The sequence below is a fragment of the Burkholderia sp. MSMB2157WGS genome, assembly GCF_001532755.1.
Classification (GTDB): Bacteria; Pseudomonadota; Gammaproteobacteria; order Burkholderiales; family Burkholderiaceae; genus Burkholderia.
The window spans coordinates 610,214-628,384 of sequence record NZ_LPJG01000011.1; the positions used below are offsets into that span (position 1 = coordinate 610,214).

The 18,171-nt window shown below is 58.8% G+C and carries 13 protein-coding genes; 3 read left to right on the forward strand and 10 right to left on the reverse strand.

Features of this window, described 5'->3' with window-relative positions:
* Positions 1–165: 165 nt before the first annotated feature.
* The 10 genes from WT53_RS07500 to WT53_RS07545 form a co-directional block, all read right to left on the reverse strand.
* Positions 166–2,430: a glycosyltransferase family 2 protein gene (locus tag WT53_RS07500; protein WP_052100243.1), complete on the reverse strand. Its 2,265-nt coding sequence runs from the start codon at positions 2,428–2,430 to the stop codon at positions 166–168.
* A gap of 138 nt (positions 2,431–2,568) precedes the next feature.
* On the reverse strand, positions 2,569–3,453 hold the full coding sequence (gene rfbA / locus WT53_RS07505; protein ID WP_034206500.1) for a glucose-1-phosphate thymidylyltransferase RfbA: 885 nt from the start codon (positions 3,451–3,453) through the stop codon (positions 2,569–2,571).
* 277 nt (positions 3,454–3,730) lie between these two features.
* Entirely contained in the window at positions 3,731–4,789 is a 1,059-nt protein-coding gene (gene rfbB, locus WT53_RS07510; protein WP_034206499.1) for a dTDP-glucose 4,6-dehydratase, read from the reverse strand.
* 100 nt (positions 4,790–4,889) lie between these two features.
* Positions 4,890–7,799 (reverse strand): rhamnan synthesis F family protein, encoded by a 2,910-nt coding sequence (locus tag WT53_RS07515; RefSeq protein WP_034206498.1) that lies wholly within the window; start codon positions 7,797–7,799, stop codon positions 4,890–4,892.
* Positions 7,796–8,131 (reverse strand): hypothetical protein, encoded by a 336-nt coding sequence (locus WT53_RS07520; protein ID WP_060259033.1) that lies wholly within the window; start codon positions 8,129–8,131, stop codon positions 7,796–7,798. The genes WT53_RS07515 and WT53_RS07520 overlap by 4 nt, the downstream gene beginning before the upstream one ends.
* Positions 8,128–9,630, reverse strand: a complete 1,503-nt coding sequence (locus WT53_RS07525) for a methyltransferase domain-containing protein (protein ID WP_179948996.1) — start codon at positions 9,628–9,630, stop codon at positions 8,128–8,130. Before WT53_RS07525 ends, WT53_RS07520 begins: the two co-directional genes overlap by 4 nt.
* Before the next feature lie 76 nt (positions 9,631–9,706).
* On the reverse strand, positions 9,707–10,360 hold the full coding sequence (locus WT53_RS07530; protein ID WP_034206497.1) for an ABC transporter ATP-binding protein: 654 nt from the start codon (positions 10,358–10,360) through the stop codon (positions 9,707–9,709).
* A gap of 13 nt (positions 10,361–10,373) precedes the next feature.
* Positions 10,374–11,168: an ABC transporter permease gene (locus tag WT53_RS07535; protein ID WP_034206496.1), complete on the reverse strand. Its 795-nt coding sequence runs from the start codon at positions 11,166–11,168 to the stop codon at positions 10,374–10,376.
* The gene (locus WT53_RS07540; RefSeq protein WP_034206495.1) at positions 11,158–12,264 is read right to left on the reverse strand and encodes a capsule polysaccharide export protein; all 1,107 of its coding nucleotides are present in this window, start codon (positions 12,262–12,264) and stop codon (positions 11,158–11,160) included. The genes WT53_RS07535 and WT53_RS07540 overlap by 11 nt, the downstream gene beginning before the upstream one ends.
* Before the next feature lie 2 nt (positions 12,265–12,266).
* Entirely contained in the window at positions 12,267–13,451 is a 1,185-nt protein-coding gene (locus WT53_RS07545) for a polysaccharide biosynthesis/export family protein (RefSeq protein WP_034206494.1), read from the reverse strand.
* Positions 13,452–13,884: 433 nt separating this feature from the next.
* Here WT53_RS07545 and WT53_RS07550 point away from each other — a divergent pair, with 433 nt between their 5' ends.
* The 3 genes from WT53_RS07550 (at position 13,885) to WT53_RS07560 (ending at position 18,121) form a co-directional block, all read left to right on the forward strand.
* The gene (locus tag WT53_RS07550; protein ID WP_034206493.1) at positions 13,885–15,036 is read left to right on the forward strand and encodes a glycosyltransferase family 1 protein; all 1,152 of its coding nucleotides are present in this window, start codon (positions 13,885–13,887) and stop codon (positions 15,034–15,036) included.
* Between the two features lie 27 nt (positions 15,037–15,063).
* Positions 15,064–17,076 (forward strand): capsular polysaccharide biosynthesis protein, encoded by a 2,013-nt coding sequence (locus tag WT53_RS07555; protein ID WP_034206492.1) that lies wholly within the window; start codon positions 15,064–15,066, stop codon positions 17,074–17,076.
* Between the two features lie 232 nt (positions 17,077–17,308).
* Positions 17,309–18,121, forward strand: a complete 813-nt coding sequence (locus tag WT53_RS07560; protein WP_060259040.1) for a mechanosensitive ion channel family protein — start codon at positions 17,309–17,311, stop codon at positions 18,119–18,121.
* Positions 18,122–18,171 lie beyond the last annotated feature (50 nt).

Here is an 18,171-nt window from a genome sequence, read left to right on the forward strand (position 1 = left end):
CTACGGGCAAAAGCTCGCTCCCCCGCCCGAAACATCGAACGCAGAGTGCCGGGGGCAACATGCAGACCGTCTCGCGATCCCGTTGTGCACGCTCGAGCGGGTACGGTGGCGCGTAAAGTCTGCACGGAGCAAGCCTTGACAAAGGCTATACCGAAGAATCGGCACTCAATCTGCCGTTGTCCCGGACGCACGGAGCGCGAGACGCCGGAGCGATGCAACACGCGGCGGCCACGCCAACTGACAATCGAATCGATGGAGCGAGAGATTCGGGTTATAAGCCGGATCATTCGCGATCATGTCATGCCATTGCCGCCGCATGTAGTCGATCTCCCGAGCGGCACGGGCCATTTTCTCGGCGGTATCGTCCTGTCCCCGCGTTGCGGATTCGTGGTGATACAGCACGGCGTGCGGCGTCCAGAGCACCGTATAGCCGGCTTGCCGAACGCGCAGGCAAAAATCGACGTCGTTGAATGCAACTGCGAGGTCCGTCTCGTTCAAGCCACCCAGTTGCCGATACAACGACCGCCGAACGACAAGGCATGCACCGGTGACCGCGGACAAGGACTGCGTCGTCACCGCACGTGCCTGATATCCGGGCTCGTCGCGTCCCAACCCGCGATGCAGATGATCCGCGCAACCGCTGAGCCCGACAATGACGCCCGCATGCTGAACACTTCCGTTTGTATAGAGCAGCTTGACACCGACGATACCGACCTCCGGGCGCAGCGCCTGCCCCATCACTTCGTCGAGCCAGCCGCCATCGATGATTTCGACATCGTTATTGACGAGCGCGACGAACTCTCCTCTCGCGATTTCGACTGCGCGGTTGTTGAGGGCCGAATAATTGAACGGACGATCATCCCGCAGGATGCGTACACCGTGATCAACTGCAAGCCGCGCCATATAGTCGAGCGTGTCCGGGTCGTCCGATCCATTGTCGACGATGAGGATTTCGAATGCGCGATAGTGCGTCTTGGAGATAATCGAATCGACGCAACGGCTAAGCAGCGAAAACCCGTTACGGGTAGGAATCACGATCGTGACAAGCGGCGCCTGTTCGGGTACGGGATACCGTACATGATGACCGTATGCCGTCGACGAGACCGTTGCTTGAATACCAGCACGCGCCAGGTGACGGACGACCGCGAGCCTCCTTGCATCACGCGAGTCGCGTCGGGCAACCGGGTCCTGAATGGATTCGGGTTCGGCACGGTTGTGGTAAAGCACACGTGGAATATGAACAATCCGATCCCGGCTGGTATGCGCGAGACACCGCAGCGTCATGTCGTAACGTGACGCAGCTCCGTGGCGACGATCTCGCCCGCCGGACAACGCGAACACGGCAGCTCGATAAATGGCAAGGCCGGAAAACAGATCCGACGATAGCATCAGATCCTCGTCCCAGTCGCTCTTGAACCGTGGACTGTGCCGAACGCCATTGACGTCGATGTAGTCTTCGTCCGAATAGAGCAGATCGATATCGGGGCGACGATCGATTGCATCGGCCACGACGTAGAGGCCATGTCTGGGAAGTACGTCATCTTGTCCGAGGAACACGACCCAGTTGCCGCTTTCGGCAAGCGCACGATCAAGCGTCGAATGTTCGTCTGCCGAAGCGTGGTCAGGAATCACACGGATGCGCGCATCGGCACGAAGATCCCGCGGAATCAGATCGGTACGTTCGGAGCCGGGGCGTTGATCGACAATCAGAAGTTGCCAGTTCGGATAGATCTGCGCTGCCACCGACCGGATCGCCGTTTCCCAGTGTGGCGACGGCACACCGGACACCTCCATACCGATTGCAAACACCGGGCTAGCAGTGAAGCGGTGCAGACTGTCCTGCATGATCTTGTACGTGTCGCGGCTCGGTGTGTCGAAGTGACGAATCCAGTCCTGGTACCCCACCAGTTGCTCCGATTCTTCGAACAGGCAGCAGTAGTCGCGCCACGCTTGCGCCAAGTCGCCACGCTCGCGCTGGCTATCCGCCAGGTCGTAGTCGTCACCGCACGGCTTGTACCTCGGATGCAGCGCTTTGAGCTTGGTCATGATGCGCAAATACGCAAATCGTGACGTGACGCGGACGAGGCGGAACGCCTCGATGCGGTCGGCAACCGGATCGTCGAAATCAATCTCGATTTCGATCTTTCCCCTTGTCGGAAGATGCACGAGCCGCTTGCTCACTTGCCGCGCACCGAGCGTCATCGCAAGCGTTGCCGCCGAAGGTTCGCTGGGCAGCCTTATCCGCGCCCGTAGCTGCGCCGCATGACCGCTCGTGCGCAGCTCGATCATGTACCAACCCGGCAGCAGCCGGACGTCGACCAGATACACTCGGGTTGCGGGCCGATCCTCCGAAGCGAGCATTTTGGCACCGGATAAATCGACCAGGAACGGTATCCCCCACGTCAAGCGCAGGGCATTGAAGTCAAACATGGACTTGCGCGGGAAGCGACTCAAAAGTATTCGGTACCCTCGAGAGCAGGCGCCGCTGCATCCGTGCCGGATAACAGCGCGTCGCCCGATACCCTCGGCTCAAAATCTTCACATCGGGAATGGCTGTCGCAATTGCGTTCACCGGCCCTTTCCTTCCTTCAGAATGCTTTGCAGGTAACGGCCATAGCCGTTTTTGCTGAGCGGTTGCGCGAGACGCTCCAGCTGCTCATCGTCGATATAGCCGAACCGATAGGCAATCTCTTCGACGCACGCGATCTTCAGCCCCTGCCGGTGCTCCATTGTTGCGATGAACTGTGAGGCCTCGAGCATCGAGTCGTGCGTGCCGGTATCCAGCCACGCAAAGCCGCGCCCCATCGTCTGCACGTTGAGCAAACCATCCTTCAAATACAACGCGTTGAGATCGGTGATCTCCAACTCCCCGCGCCGGGACGGCTTCAGCGATTTCGCAAATTCCACCACTTGCTCATCGTAAAAATAGAGTCCGGTCACCGCGTAGTGCGACTTCGGCACCTCGGGTTTTTCCTCGATACTGATCGCCTTGCCTGCCGAATCGAACTCGACAACACCGTATCGTTCCGGATCCTGGACGTGGTAGGCGAAGACCCGAGCACCCGCGCTCTTGCCGACCGCGCTCTTCAGCAGTCCGCCGAGATCGTGGCCATAAAAGATGTTGTCACCCAGAATCAGCGCCGAAGGATCGCCATCGATAAACGACTCGCCCAGCAGGAACGCCTGTGCAAGCCCGTCCGGGCCGGGCTGCACCTTGTACTGCAGACGGATTCCCCACTGTGATCCATCTCCCAGCAACTGCTCGAATCGCGGCGTGTCCTGGGGCGTCGAAATGATGAGGATATCCTGAATCCCCGCCAGCATCAGCGTGCTCAACGGGTAATAGATCATCGGTTTGTCGTAGATCGGCAGCAATTGCTTGCTGACTGCCTGTGTCGCCGGATAAAGGCGGGTACCCGACCCTCCAGCAAGAATAATGCCTTTGCGCTTCATACTTGTTGTTCCGTTTTCAATCGTGCAGCTACTCGAATACGTCACCAGCCCGTGCGCCAATTTGTGATCGATATCCCGACCATCGGGATCAACTTGCCGCGATCGGGACAGCCGTCCATGATTCGCTTTGCGGAATGCAGAAACTTACGTGTCGCACCCGCTGCGATATCGGAAGTGTGCAATGTCAGATCGACGCTACACACTAGCGCAGGCACCACGATGTGGAGCGCATGCGTGTACCGGTTCGTCCCGCCGAATGCTGCGACTTATCAGGCGACTATTCCCCGTAGTGGCGGTCGATCCACGTACGATACTGGCCACTCGTGACGTTTTTCACCCAAGGCTGATTCGTCAGGTACCACTCGACCGTCTTCCGGATGCCCGTGTCGAAGGTTTCGGCGGGCTTCCAGCCAAGTTCACGCTCGAGCTTGCGAGCATCGATTGCGTAACGACGATCATGGCCCGGCCGGTCTTGAACAAAGCTGATCTGCTCCGCATACGACTTGCCATCATCGCGCGGCTGCAACTCGTCGAGGATCGCGCAGATCGTGCGTACGACCCCGATGTTTGGCTTCTCGTTCCAGCCGCCGACGTTGTAGGTTTCGCCGAGCACACCATTCGCCAGGACTGTGCGAATCGCCGAGCAGTGATCCTTGACGTAGAGCCAATCGCGGATCTGCTGACCATCGCCGTAGATCGGAAGCGGCTTGCCGGCCAGCGCATTCAGGATGATTAGAGGAATCAGCTTCTCGGGAAAATGATAGGGGCCATAGTTGTTCGAGCAATTTGTGGTTACCACCGGCAATCCGTACGTGTGGTGCCAGGCGCGTACCAGATGATCCGATGCCGCCTTGCTCGCCGAATATGGGCTGTTGGGCTCATACTTGTTGGTTTCGGTGAACGGCGGATCATCCGACTCGAGCGTGCCGAACACTTCATCGGTAGAGACATGCAGGAAGCGAAACGCGTGGCGCTCGTCTGCCGCGAGATTGGACCAGTAGGCGCGCACCGCTTCGAGAAGATTGAAAGTCCCGACGACGTTCGTCTGAATGAAATCGCCCGGGCCGTGGATCGACCGGTCGACATGCGACTCGGCAGCAAAATTGATCACCGCACGCGGCCGATGCTCGACGAGTAGCCTTGAAACAAGCTGACGATCACCGATGTCGCCCCTGAAAAATTGATGCCGTGAATCGCCTTCCAGCGATTTCAGGGTGTCCAGGTTCCCTGCATAAGTCAACTTGTCGAGATTGACGATGGGTTCATCCGAACCGGCAAGCCAATCGAGAACAAAGTTTCCGCCGATGAACCCAGCCCCTCCCGTGATAAGCAACATAGTCGCTACCTTACTTACTTCTGAAAATTGATGTTCCGTGCGTGATTGCGAGGCATTCGTCGACGTCGAACCGGCCTTCGCCGATAATCACGTATCGCACTCACTCGGCCACGATGCCTCTGCCACAGTAGAAATCATCGAGTGCAAGTGACGAGAAGATTCGCTTTTCATTGCTGGACAATCTCGCAACGAACCGCGAAAACAGTTCCTCGCAACGCGCCTTGCTGATTTGCAGCGACCCTGACATCTCGTCGCGGAAACGAACGGCTTCCTTCACGAAATCCATAGCCCCCTGCTGCAATTCGTACCGGCATTTCCGGCCCTGATCGATGTAGTCGCCCGGCTCACGGAACTCGACGAAATCGGAAGAGGCATAGCGGATCACCTGCTCATCATCTGCACTGAGCATCTTTTCCAGCAGGAAACTATTCAGGAACATGAGCGGCGCAGTAGGCGCACGTTCGACACCTTCTGCGAAACACCCTGCCGCCCGGACGCCGGCACTCGTCTCGAGCGACCGCCCTTTGCTATCGGTCATCAGATACAGGCCGTGCACCTTCTGATCGAGGAGCTTGATCAGATGCCGCTGAATGGTCGCGCCATAACCGACATCGACCACAGCGCCGCGACCGTCCGCATCAAGCCCCTTGTCGCGCAGATAAGCCAGCGCGTTCTCGCGCTCCAGGCCGGCTTGCTTGACGATATGCGGCGTGATGAAGTGCAGGAAGGGACGAATATGATCGATATCGTGATCGATGATCGTTAGCGGCTCGTGTCGCGCCCATACCTTCGCCCGTTCGCATTCGGCCCATTGCCGATCGTCCAGCACGGTGCCGAACCGCTCGTCCAGGAACATCGCCATGGATGCGCCATAGAAGTTGTTGGCCGCCGCGATGTCGAAGATATCCTCGACCGTACGAATGCAGGGCACCGTGACGGCCCGACGAGAGATCAGCAGATATTCGCTGCGGACCGCCTGCTCTTGACCGGCCTGCCAGCAATCGAAGACCTCTTTGAGGAACTTGCCCTCTCGCGCCAGGAAATACAGGCGATCGAGGTCATTGTCCCGTACCTGGTCACGCAGCCATTCCGAAAACGCGACTACGATTGGACCGAGCAGGCTGTAGCCGACCGACCGGGCGCTGGAGCCGAACATGTCGTCGGCCGAGAAATCGGGATAGGTCACCGGTCCGAAGTTCTCCGATGCAAGTGTGCCGAACAAGAACTGGTCGGCCGCGGGTGCCGTTTCTGCATTCGGGACCAGGTCGGCGAGTAGTGGCATCGCACGCATCATATTGCTCGGCTTGACGACGTGCGTTGCCCGGATACCCATGTCCGCAGGGATCTGGAAATCCGATCGCTCGTTGTCACCGATCATCACCATCTGCTGCGGCGCAATTTTCTCTTCGGCCAGAATATGTTCGTACAGCTTGCCGCTATCCTTTCGCACGCCGACTTCGGACGACAGATAAAGGTGGTTCCAGCCGTCGACGCCACAGCGCCGCAGCATCTCTTCGATGACTGCCCGCGTCAGGAACATGTCACTGGCTAGGATGACCCTCTTGCCCTTCTGTGCGGCGAATTTCAGAAGCGCCACCATTTCACGCCTTGGCCGCACCGACTTGATCTCGAGATCGATTTCCCGGTCGGGCGTCAGCAATTTCCGCTCCCCGCGCTGATCCACGGCGAGGTGCCGGTAGATATCGTAGATGTCGACATCGCGCCCCTTGGCTTCTCGTGCCCGGCCTTCGGCCTGCACGCGAAGCTCGCGAAAACCGGCTATCCCTTGCTGCGCATATTCGGCATCCAGCAGACACTTGACGTAGTCGGCATCGAGAAATGGCCGAGTCAGCAGGGTGTCGAAAATGTCGAACGCAACGACCTTCACATCGTCGTTCTCGATCATGGAATGCAGATGCGCGAGCGGTCGGTCAATGTACTGATTGAGCCGCCAACGCGACCAGCTCGGTGTCCGCGTATCACGTATGACGCCGAGCTGGAAATTCCGGGACGTCGGAATGACGCCCAGCATTCGTTCGATCCCGTGAGCCAGCGTTCCGTCCGTCTGCCCTTGTTCCGGCGGGAAATTGCTCCATTCCAGCCCCGCTTCCAGCAAAGGCCGCACCGCTTCCGTACACGCCCAGAACATCGACCCGGCCGGAAAATCGAAATACCCGTCCGGGAGCTTCTCCACTCCGAAGCGCGGCGCCCACGCTCGCGCCACACCCGAATTGGCCAGCCAGGTATTGGCCATGTAGGGCAAATTGTAGAAGCACTGCGGATAAATCATGCCGTAGCGACCGCTCTTGAGCGCGCGCAAGAACAGCGCAATTCTTTCCGGCTGTTCGAATAGCGAATCCAGCAGATACTCCCGCCAGCCATCCGTCTTCCCGTTGTTGTACAACGACTTTTTCGTCTGGATGTGCGAAATGACATCATATTTCGCCAGGTCCTTGCCGAACTCGACCACGAATGGAGCGATGTCACGACCGATATTGGGCACGACACGAACATCGACGCGCGCGGCATTCGGAATGGTCGCAAATACCTTCTCGACGGACTCGCGAGCAGCCTCGTTGGCCGTGGAAGCATAGAGGTCGAACGAACACGGTATCCGGCTCAGGTACTGGGCGAACTCTCCGGCCAGATCCGCATAGTACATATGCGCGTGCACGGCCACGGACATGCCTTGGACCGCAGCCACGTCGATGCCTCCCGAGCCGACGAATTCCGCCGGCTGCGTGCGCACATGCCCGATCTCCGGCCGATCCGAAAAATCGCCTTCGTCGATTCTTTTCAGGAGGTCGCTCGTTCCTGAATAATTTTCCGTGAAATAAGTAAAGTTGGGCGACGGCCGCCGCCCGATCCGGGCACCGATCCACAGATAGTGATAAGCCGGCTCGAGACCGATCCAAGCGACGTCCGGATACTCCCGCAAATACCACTCAGCATCAAAATGCTTCCACCCGCGAATAACGGCTACTTCTCTCTCATTGATAGTGTCGATCACAGTCGCCCCCCTTTTTTAATAATACGCCCCTCGTTGATGCCATGATTGATGTAATGTCGCAGAGGGTCTGCCCTGCCTTCCAGAACGTCGGGATAGGTGGCGACATAATCATCCGGATCGAACAAGCCCTGCTCTTTCAGCGAGATCTTCTGTCTCTTGTGGCTGAAATACGCTGGCAACCAGGCGAGCGCTCGTGCCTTGCTGGAGGTCGAAAAACCTTTCGTCAATACTGAAATAACCCGACACAGCCATTCGATCTGCATTTTCAAGTCGGAAATTTGCTGATCGCGCTGCTGAATGTACTGATCGCGCTCCACAATGAGTCGCGTCAAGCCGCCGATCTCACGAAAACGCTCGTGCAGGCGCTCTTCGCTTGTCGCCTTCTGCGCAGCAAGTTCCGCGAGCCGTGCTTCCAGAGCAAGCTGCGTCTCCCCGCGTGCTCCCTCGTGCGGTCCGACGTCATTGCCTGCAACTGCGTGCGCAATTCCACGATATGTTGATCGCGCTCCTGGATAAGCCGCGTCAACCCTCCAATCTCACGGAACCGCTCCTGCAAACGGTCGTCGCTCGCTGCTTTCTGCGCGGCAAGCTCAGCAAGCGCCGCCTCGAAAGACCTCTGTCGCGCAGTCGCCCCTGTCCGCTCCGTCACAAGCTCGGCAGTCAGCGCCTGCAACTGCCTGCTCTGTTCGTCAAGATGTTCGTCGTGTTCACGAATCAGTTGTACCAGGTCGCCGATCCGTTCCTGCAAACGCGCTTCGCTCGCCGTCTTCTGAGCGATCAACTCGGCATGCTGAGCCTCGAAAGCACGCCGCAAGGCGGCAGAGTCTGCCTGCTCCTGCTCGAGTTTCCCGGTCAGCGCCTGCAATTGATCACCCTGATCCGAAAGGTACTGGTCTCGCGTTCGAACAAGCGTCGTCAGTTCATCGATTCGCTTCTGCAGATCCGCCTCGCTTGACGCCTTCTCGGCCGCGAGTTCGGCCAGCCGAGCCTCGAAAGAGCGCTGCGACACCGCGGAATCGGCCCGCTCCTTCTCGAGCGTCTCGGTCAGTACCCGCAATTGACCGCCCAGCGTCTCGAGTTGCTGGTCGCGCTCCTGAACAAATTGCGTCAGACCGCCAATCTGGATGTGCAAATGCTTTTCGCTCGCCGTTTTCTGATCGGCGAGTTCCGCGAGACGCGCCTCAAAAGAGCGCTGCTGCGCGACTGCCTGCTCCGCATCGTCACGTGCCTGACGCAGAAGACGCATGTCCTCGGTCGCTTCCATTGAATCGACAATCAGCGACGACCGCCAGTTGAGCGCATTGGTACAACGCACCTTGTTGTGAACGAAGTCGAGATTGAGCTCGGCATCGCACGGCCCACGCCGGAAAACGGCACAGAAATCGTTCCAGGAATCAGCTTCCCGCTCTGCAACGAAGCTTTCCACAAGCGTCAACTCAAAGCCTTCGCCGCGCGCCAGCTCTTCCAGTGCAAGCCCGGCATCCGGGTAGAAGCGCCAATAATCTTTCGGATAGCGGTGCACCGAGCCATTGGAAGGTGCACTGATATAGACATGCCCGCCCGGCTTCACCTTCCGGCACATCTGGACAAAGGTTCGCCAGAAGGCATTGTCGTGTTCGAAAACCGATGATGCGATGACCAGGTTGAAGTGATCATCCGGCACACCCCAATCGTTGAGGCCGGTAATGACGACATCGACACCGTCACCTGCAACAAAGTCCAGCCCGACATACTCGGCATTGCGCGGAGAATGATCCCTCAATGTGCCGTTGATGTTCTGCGCACCGATCTCGAGTATCTTCGAAGGGATCGATGGCAAATAGGTATCCATGACCAGACCACCAATCTTATATGCAGTGTCATGCATACGCCGCTTCCTTATACATAGAGTTCACTCTCGCTTTATTTCAAAGCGACTCATAAATCTGAATTGCGTTCTCGACGGACTCGCATGCCGTGAGCACGCCGTTTTCCAGAACAGCGGCATGACTGCAAACATTGCGAATCAGATCCGTCTGGTGGGCAACGATGATCATTGCGCGATCGCCCCGTTTTTCGAACAGCTCGACATTGCATTTCTGATGAAAACGGTGATCACCGACCGACATGCCCTCATCGATCAGAAAGCAATCGAATTCGATCGACATCGAAATCGCAAACGCCAACCTCGAGGCCATCCCGGAAGAGTACGACTTGACCGGCTCGTCAAGATACGCACCGAGTTCGGCAAAATCCTCGACCAGATCAAGGGTCTTGCGGTAATCGACGTTGTATATGCGGGCGATCAGCCGCACGTTGTCCTTGCCGGTCAAGCTGCCCTGGAACGTCCCCCCGAATGCCAGCGGCCAAGATACCGACATCGTCTTGATGACCTCGCCGGAATGCGGCTTGTCCGACCCACTGATGATACGAATCAGCGTAGATTTCCCCGCTCCGTTACGGCCGAGGATGCCCCACCGTTCGCCCGCCTGAACACGAAGGTTCACACCTTTGAGCACCTCGCGATGCGATCGCCCGTGATGGATCGAATACCGTTTGGTGACATTGCGCAGTTCAATCATGCCCGACCTCGACTCAGTTCAATTGCACGCGTCGGATGGCGATGTGTGCAATCGACAGAGCAAAGAGAGTAAAAAACAACAACACGGTGACCGTATAGCCGAGGTAATACAGCGTCGGCATACGATCTCCGTAATATCCGTAGTGAAAATACTCCACGGCATCGACCAACGGAAAGTACGTCAATAATTCCGCGAGTCGCGGCGGCAGGACGTATGTAGGAATGAAAACACCCGAAAAAGGGATCATCAGGTACAGGATGACGTGTGAGACGCGCTCCACTGCCTCGCTCATCTCGGACAGCGCCGCCATGGTCATGACGAAATTAAACGAAAACCAGACGACTAGGAAGTACCCGAGAATCATGCTGAGCGGATCAGCGGGAAGCTGGCAAATGCCGATCACGACCAGCACCGTGTACAGCAGGAAGAACGAAGCGGTAGCGCCTGCAAACTCAAGAATGATGCGCGAGTACAGTATGTCGATCGGCCGGATTGGCTTGTGATGCAGTAGCGAACGATTATATTCGATGGCCTTGATTACCCGGCTGGCTGTATTCCGCCAGAACAAGAGGGTCGGATAGCTGACTGCCAGGTATTCGGCAACCGAATACTTGGCCTTCGATTCCGTATGACTGAAAATAATCATCACGCCGACAACGAACATCGCCGGCTCGGCCATCATCCACAATACGCCGAGCCCTTCGCGACCGAAACGAGTGATCATCTCGCGCATGATCAGCGCCCAGATGACACGGATCTGGATACGCGACTGCTCCCAAAATGTCGGCGGACGATAATCAGCGGTCATAATGCTCTTTCACTCCACCGATGACGATTGTCAACACGCCCCACAAAACAAGGCCGAGCAGGAAGGTAGCGAGAATGGCACGCCCGCGACGCGGGCTCATCGCATAGTCGGGTAGGCTGGGTTCGGCAATGAGCTCGAGATAAAGCTGCTTGCGTTCAGCCTCGACGCGTGCCTGATCCAGCAAGGTGATGGCGCCCGCAAGAATCTTGTCGGCCACCTCCTTCTCCAGCGTCAGGCGCTGGAATTCGGCGGCCTTGCTGGCCAGCGAAGCGCCTTGCGAGCCGGCCACGCGCTGGCTCACCTGATCGATCGCCTGCTGCAGCAGCTTCGCACGATCGCGCAGGGTCGGCAGTCCCGGATTGTTCGGCGACAACCGTTCCATTTGGGCAATCTGAACACGTGTGGCGATCAAATCGTCCTGCAGCTTTCCGACCTGCTGCAACGGGATCGTCGACTGACGCTCGGGATCGATCACGCCGGCGCTGTTCCGATAATGTGCCAATGCAAGCGTGGCGACCCGGTCACGTTCCTTGGCCACGTCGACGTCGTGCTGGGCCGTATTGATCAGGTCTGCCCGGGCGCGCGTATTCATCTGATTGACGATCCGCTCACCCAGTTCCAGCAGCCGCTTGTTCATGCTCCACGCAAGCTGGGGATCGTATGCATTGGTATTCAACGTCACGATCGAGGAATCAGCCTCGACCTTGGCATCGACGATATTCTTGCCATAGTAAAGATAAAACTCTTCCAGGCTATCGTTCAAACCAAAGATAGAGAAACGATTAACAAAATCGATCGATCCGCTCTGAAACGCCGACTTGATGTGCTGCTCTTTATCCAGCACCATCATCGCATCACGAGAAAGAATGTATTTCTGAACCGTATAGGCATCGCCGTCCGATTGAGAAAATCCACCAACACCTTTCAGCAACCCGCCCAACCCTGATGCACTGGACTGTTGCGGGCTACGAATCAGAAAACTACTAACCGATGTATATTGATCACTGGCAACAAGACCAAAATAAACAATCGAAGCAGCAGTAGGAATGACGACCGTTATCAAAAATAAACGATTAATTCGCTTAAAAAATTTCATAATCACTTGAACGTCTGGACACCAGACACGATCGGATAGGCTACGGAGAACACGAGGTTCAGCACTTTCTGCAGTTCTGCCACCGGTGCATTGGAAACGTAGAGAACATCCCTGTTGTCCATCATGAAGCTCTGCGCCACGAAGAACGAATCCGGATCTTTGAGGTTAATGTGATAGATGACTGGGACTTTGCCGTTTGCCGTCGTTCGCACCGGCTGGTTGGGCCACTTGAGCGCCTGCTGATCTTCCAGCCGGAAAATGAATACGCCCTGTGCGTCCGAACGCGAGTCCTGCAGGCCGCCTGCCCGCGCCAGCGCCTGCGCCAGCGTTATGCCCTGCGCCTCGAAATTGATTTCCTCGTTCTTGCCGGTCGCACCAAACGCCGTGAAGCTATAGGGCTGAAACAATGCCGTAACGACATCGCCCGCCTTCAGCGGGACATTCTGGCGGGGATCACGTATCACCGTCTCCAAGGGCTCCAGCGCGACCGTTTCGCCGCGCGTTACCTGAATCATGATCTTGTTGATCGGCTGCTTCACGCCGCCGGCCGCGGCAAGTGCGTCGAGCACGCGTTCGCCGCGGGCGCTCAATTGCATGCGCGTGCTGCTCGACACGTCCCCCACCACCGTGACGTACGACGTCTCATTACGCGCCAGCTGTACCAGTACCTGCGGGTCGTGCGCGATATTCTTGAGGCGTGCTGCAATAAACGCCTGCAGTTGGCTCGGTGTACGGCCCGACGCCTTGATAGCGCCGACGAACGGCACATGGATGTTACCGTTCCCGTCGATCACTTGCGTCGGCAGCTTGGTCAGCCGCGCGCCAGTCGGCAGGCTGCTGGACGTCGGGACGTCACTCGTGCCGCCGCCGAAGAGGGTCGCAGGCGGCGCTTCCCAGATCGACACCTCCACCACGTCACCTACACCCAGCTGTTGCTGAAACGCCGAGTTATCGCCCAACGTTGCAGCGAAATCAGTGCTTTTGCGGCTGGCATAAAGTTGCCGCGCGATCTGGTCGGTTACGTCGACGACCTGGATACCTTGCGAACTGACCTGATTTGTGCCCGCGCCACTGGCATTAATCTCGGAACGACTCGGCCCGGACGTGGGAATGGCCCCGCAAGCAGCCAACCCAATGGCACCGCCGATGGCAGCAGCCAACCAAACACTGCGATTTAAACTCTGCATTTAACAATCCAGTCATTCAAAGGCCGCCGGATTTTACCGCACAATGTAAGATGTACCGGAGAATTCACCGGCGTGGAGCATCCGAATCGCCGATAGGCACCCTTGAGGTCCCTCCGGTTTTCGTCGTCCAGCGGCCCTGGCTTACAAGCAGCCAATCCCTTGCTCGAGGTGCGAGCCGATTTGGTGCAAGCAGGTGCGGTCTCAACAGTCCATTGCCGCCACTCGCGAGAACGAGCGGATCGGTAAATCTGACATCAAGCTTCAATTGGTTTTTGGCATGCTCGGCATTTGCACCGATCAATAGATGCGCGCGCGAATTGTCCCGCCATCCGAGATGCCATAGAATTACCCGGCGGAATTGTTGCATGAGCCGTCAGGCTTCGGCAAACAGAAACACTTTTCATTTCCGCATGCACAACCACATTGCACCCGCGTGACAAAAATACTTCTAGACGTCACTCGTCTTGCCACTCGCTTTTATGATGGCCTGATCCCCACCGGGGTAGACCGAGTCGGACTGGCCTACATCCGTCGGTATGGCGACCGCGCACGTGCAGTGCTGAGCGAACGCGGCTTTTCCACAGTTTTAACGGAAAATGATTCGCAAAAGGCGTTCTCGCTGTTGCTGTCGTCGAGTCGCGATCGATGGGCACTACGCAAAATTGTTGCTTCCGCGTTGCTGAACCGGTTTCGTTCGCAGCGATTCGATCGCGCAATTTTGTTGCATACCAGTCACCACGGGATGGAGTTCACTCGTTACTATCGGGCGATGGCGCAACGCAACGCGCGCTCGGTCTTCATGGTCCACGACCTCATTCCGTTGACGCATCCGGAATACTGCCGCCCGGGCGTGGACGCATCGCATCGCGCCCGCATTCATACCGCACTACGGCATGCGAGCGGCTTGATCAGCAACTCACAGGCGACCTACGACGAACTGGCGAACGAAGCGCGGCAAGCGTCGCTGCCGCTTCCGCCAGTCGTCGTCGCGCCGCTCGCGCCCGCAGTGGAACCTCATCCGCCGAGCCCGCCGCCGATCGAGGCGCCTTATTTCGTGATGCTCAGCACGATCGAGCCGCGCAAGAACCATTGGTTCATCCTGCACGTCTGGCGGCATCTGGTCGAACAGATGGGCGACGCTGCTCCCAGGCTCGTCGTCATCGGCCGACGAGGGTGGGAATGTGAGAACGTCGTCGATATGCTGGAGCGCTGCGCAACGATACGCGGCGTGGTCATCGAAGAGTCGGATTGCAGCGACGATCGGCTGCATGCTTGGTTGCAGCATGCGCGAGCACTCGTGTTCCCGTCGTTCACCGAAGGCTACGGTATGCCGCTCGCCGAGGCGTTAACGCTGGGCGTGCCGGTGCTCGCCAGCGATTTGCCCGTCTTTCACGAGATCGCGTCGGACATTCCCGACTATCTCGACCCGCTCGACGGGCCGGGATGGCTCTCCCGGATTCGCGCGTACGCCCGGTCGAACAGCGCCGAACGAGCGAACCAGATCGCGCGGATCGAACGCTTTCGGGCGCCGACGTGGGGGGAGCACTTCGAACGAATCGACGGCTTTCTCGAATCGCTCGGGTAAATGGTTCCGGTACCGAATGAATCTTCGATGACGCCCGAAATCCAGCCATTCGACGCGACCGCAATGGTGCCGGGTAAGCGCAGGGGCCACTTGCCGATCGGCAAGTCGCCGTTCGTATGGATCGATTCGTGGCGCGGGGTCGCACTTGCCCGAACGTTCGCATCGCTCGGACGTACCGTCTACCCGGTCGCCCCCGGCCCCGTCCTCGGCCGGCGGACGATGCACGCGCCACCTCTTTCGTGGTTCCGCATCCCGCCGGATCTGGTTACACGTGGCGGGCTCGTCGCAGCACTCGAACGCACGCTCAACGCCACGCATGGGAGCGACACGGACACGCGATACCGCCATCTGATGCGCCGCGTTGTCGACAGCGACGCGCTGCACGTTCGGCAACGCGTAGCCGAACTGCCCGGCGCATGGCGCGTACCCGGCGGCGGCAAGCGCATCGTATTGATCGACGAACGCGAAACCTCACATGTAGACAGCAGCACGTCGGCAACGAACCGCCGCGGGCACTTTGCGGCAATGACGGATACGGCGCGTCTCACGCACGCCGACGCCGACCTGTGGATCTTGCGCTCCGCCGATGCAGGCGCCGGCGATTGGTTGTCGAACAAAACGCAGTTGCCCGGCCATGCTCGAGTCCTCGACGTCGCGCATTCACTGCGGGACATCCTTCGACAGGCGGACGCCGTCTATGTCGTGGGTGCCTCCGAAGGAATGGCTGCACTTCTGGCCGGCGTCCCGGTTCATGTGTTCGGTACACCCTATTATGCCGGCTGGGGATTGACGCAGGATCGCGCCGCAATGCCGGAGCGCCGCGCACGCCCTTGCGTGTCCGCGCTATTCGATGCTGCGTTCCTGCAACTCGCGCATTACCTCGATCCGATACATGGCACCCAGGGCACGCTCGAAAACGCCCTCGACTGCATCGAACTGCAGCATGCCGTCGCGGACCGCTATAGCGACCTCGGCCGGGTAGCCGGCATAGGCTTTCAGTGGTGGAAACGTCCGTACGCCACTCCGTACCTGTCAGCAGGGGGCGGAACGTTACGCTGGATAGCGGATCCGCGCGACATGCACACGGACGAACACGCGGCGATATGGGGTGGACGTTCGGCAGAAGGCCTGCCGGACGGAGCGGCACGCGTGCGGATCGAAGACGGCTTCATTCATTCGACGGGGCTCGGTTCCGACATGTCGCCGCCATGTAGTCAGGTGATCGATCGCCGCGGCCTGTATTTCGACGCGAGCCGCCCCAGCGACCTGACGGTCATTCTCAATCAGGCAACCTTCGACGAACCGGAATTGCAGCGCGCGGCAGCGTTGCGGCAAAGGCTCGTCCAGCTAGGCCTCACGAAATACAATCTCGGCCGCCAGGCACCGACGTGGCACGTTCCGAACGACAGGTGCATCGTACTCGTCGCCGGTCAGGTTGCGGACGATGCGTCGATCCGACTGGGAACGGGCACGATAGCCACGTCGGAGGCGTTGTTGCAGGAAGTGCGTGCGCGGCGGCCTGACGCATTCATCATTTACAAGCCGCATCCGGACGTACTGTCCGGCAATCGCGCCGGGCTAGTCGATGCGGAACACCTCGCCGATGTCGTTGATACGCATGCGGATCTCGTTTCTCTGATCGACGTGGCGGACGAGCTGCATACGCTCTCATCGCTCGCCGGCTTCGATGCATTGTTGCGCGGAAAGGAAGTTCATACCTACGGCCTGCCGTTTTATGCCGGTTGGGGATTGACGCACGATGCGCTGGAACAGCCGTGGCGCGAGCGTCGGCTATCGCTCGACATGCTGACGGCGGGGGTACTGCTCCGTTACGCAATCTATTGGGACTGGCAACTCTCGCTGTTTACGACGCCCGAGGCTATCGCCCGGCAGCTCGCGCCGAATGCAACTCGCCCCCTCGATAAAATTCGCGGCAACCGCGCCCGCCCGCTCGTCAAGGCGATACGCTGGACTCGCAATGCAATAGGTTATGCCGGTTGGCAAGGACGGCAATATTTTCACGATCCAACGACGCGTTGACGACGATCGATACTCGTTCGCCGAATCGTCCCATACAACCTGTTCGAACCGCCTCAGACGCCATTTTCACGAGATTGGCGCGCACCACGGGCAGCACACACCCCCGTCCTGCCCGTTTTTCATTACGTCAACCAATGTCAGCCCGGTTGCCCACCCCTCACGGCTCAGGTTATAAAAGCGCCACTCATTCCGGCGCATGCGCCGCCCTTTTACCCTTGACTTCGGAGAACGCATGATCGATCTCGCCACCGCCCAGCAATTCCTGATGACCCGCGGCCTCGACTTCGGCCTGAACCTCCTCGCCGCAATCGTCCTGTGGTTCGTCGGCCGCTGGGCGATCCGCATCGGTACCCGCCTGCTCGGCAAGGTCGTTCGCCGCAGCGGCAAGGTCGACCCGACGCTCGCCGACTACCTGACCTCCGTCGTCGGCGTGCTGCTGACGATCCTCCTGATCCTCGCGATCCTGCAGCTCTTCGGCGTACAGACCACCTCGTTCGCCGCGTTGCTCGCCGGCCTCGGTCTCGCGATCGGCACGGCCTGGGGCGGCCTGCTCGCGCATTTCGCCGCCGGCGTGTTCATGCAGGTGCTGCGCCCGTTCAAGATCGGCGACGTGATCAGCGCGGGCGGCGTCACCGGCACCGTGAAGGAGCTCGGCCTGTTCGGCACGACGATCATCACCGCCGACAACATCGTGACGATCGTCGGCAACAACAAGATCTTCTCGGACAACATCGCGAACTACAGCGCGACGCCGCACCGCCGCGTCGACCTGACCGCGAAGATCGCGAACGGCGTCGACGCGGCCGATGCGATCAACCGTCTGAAGACGCAGATCCAGTTGGTGCCGAACGTGCTGAAAGTGCCGGCACCGGACGTCGGCGTGCTGCAGTTCACGCCGGAAGGTCCGCTGCTGTTCGTGCGCCCGTCGACTCAGCCGGAGAACTACTGGCAGGTGTACTGCGACACCAACCGCGTGATCCTCGAGACGTTCCGCGACGCCGGCTATCCGACGCCCGAAACGCCGATCTCGCATCGCAACACGTAACGCAAGCAGCCGAACCGCACGAACGAAAAAAAGCGTGGCTCTCGCCACGC